We start from the raw sequence: 1,530 nt of genomic DNA, 5'->3' as shown, positions 1-1,530 counted from the left end.
CCCTGAACGGTCATGCCGAGCGAATCGCCGATCAGCATCACCTGAATGCCCTCATCGGCGAACAGACGGGCAAAGCTGAAATCGTAGGCGGTCAGGGTGGCGAACTTACGTCCGCTCGCTTTCCACTGACGCAGATGAGAAATAGTGGTGGGTTTCATTGCGCTCTCAACTCAGGTATTTCAGATGGGCGCAGTGTACTGGATAGCGGGGGAGAGCGGAATCTCCCGCGATCAATCTGTGCGGCGGTCAGCCATGCCAGAAGCGAATGGCGCTGGTGTCGAGCCCGGCTAGCAGGTCGCGCAGCGGGCGTCCGTCCGGCAGCGCCGCGTCGGGCGCAATCTCCAGCAGCGGCACCAGCATAAAGGCGCGGTTGTGCATATCATAGTGCGGCACGATCAGACGCGGCGTATGCAGGCGCTGCTGGCCGAAGAGCAGAATATCGATATCAAGGGTGCGCGGCCCCCAGCGTTCCGCTTTGCGCACGCGGCCGTGTTCAAGCTCGATACGCTGGGTATGATCCAGCAGGGCTTCCGGCGCGAGAGCGGTCTCCAGCGCAACCGCCGCGTTCAGGTAATCCGGCTGATCCGGCGGACCGTAAGGCGGCGTGCGGTAGAGAGAAGAGGTGGCAACGCGCGTGGTATCGGGCAGCGCGTCCAGCGCGCGCAGCGCCGCGTCGACCTGATGCAGGGGATCGGCAAGATTGCTGCCGAGCGCCAGGTAGACGCGGGTCACGAGGCGTTCTGACTGTCGCGGCGCGGTGCAGTGGGACGACGGCGCGGACGACGCGTTTTGCGGCGCGGCGCCGGATCGTCGCCCAGCGTATTGAGCATGGTTTTCTGCTGCGTCGGCGCGGCAGCCTGGAACTCGCCCCACCAGTGGCTCAGGCGGATCAGTTCCGGGTTGTTCTCGACCTCGGCGCGCAGAGCCAGCAGATCGTAGGCGGCGCGGAACTTCGGATGCTCCATCAGCTTCCAGGCGCGTTTGCCATGGCGGCGCGACATGCGCAGCTGCAGCTGCCAGATATCCCGGATCAGCGTTGTAATGCGTTTCGGGATCGCCAGCGCGCGGCAGGCTTCATCCAGCGTATCGTTCATCGCCATCGCAAAGGCGTCGAAATAGGTCAGGCCGCTCTCCTGAGCGATGCGCTGCGCGGCTTCGAGCTGCGGATACCAGAACATCGCCGCAAACAGGAAGGCGGGATTGACGCGCATATCGTTATGGATGCGGTTGTCGGTGTTTTTCAGCACCTGCGCCACCATACGCTCCATATAACTGTCACCTTCGTCGGTGAAGTTACGCGTAATGGTCGGGAACAGCGGCTGGAACAGCTGGAATTCACGCAGCTTGACATAGGTGCTGTAGCCGTAGCCCGCCTGCAGCAGCTTCAGCGACTCTTCGAACAGACGCGCCGGCGGAATATCGCGCAGCAGCGTGGCGAGACGCGGGATCGGCTCGGCGGTTTCCGCCGCAATCGACATATCCAGTTTGGCGGCGAAGCGCACCACGCGCAGCATACGCACCGGATCTTCG

The 1,530-nt window shown here is 63.2% G+C and carries 2 protein-coding genes and 1 pseudogene; all 3 read right to left on the bottom strand.

Features of this window, described 5'->3' with window-relative positions; all coding sequences use genetic code 11:
* The coding region (locus B3797_RS19560; RefSeq protein ID WP_414693017.1) for a 3-methyl-2-oxobutanoate hydroxymethyltransferase at positions 1-158 on the bottom strand (158 nt) is incomplete at its 3' end.
* A gap of 88 nt (positions 159-246) precedes the next feature.
* A complete protein-coding gene (gene folK / locus B3797_RS00110) occupies positions 247-732 on the bottom strand; it encodes a 2-amino-4-hydroxy-6-hydroxymethyldihydropteridine diphosphokinase (protein WP_311790033.1) in 486 nt (161 codons plus the stop codon).
* Positions 729-1,530: pseudogene (pcnB, locus tag B3797_RS00105) on the bottom strand (polynucleotide adenylyltransferase); the annotation flags it as partial. The pseudogene pcnB and the gene folK, both read right to left, overlap by 4 nt.

It is taken from the genome of Pantoea sp. UBA5923 (genome assembly GCF_002431095.1).
In the GTDB taxonomy this organism is placed as follows: domain Bacteria; phylum Pseudomonadota; class Gammaproteobacteria; order Enterobacterales; family Enterobacteriaceae; genus Pantoea; species Pantoea piersonii.
The sequence above is the reverse complement of the archived record's forward strand: the minus strand, read 5'-3'. Positions and strand labels throughout refer to the sequence as shown.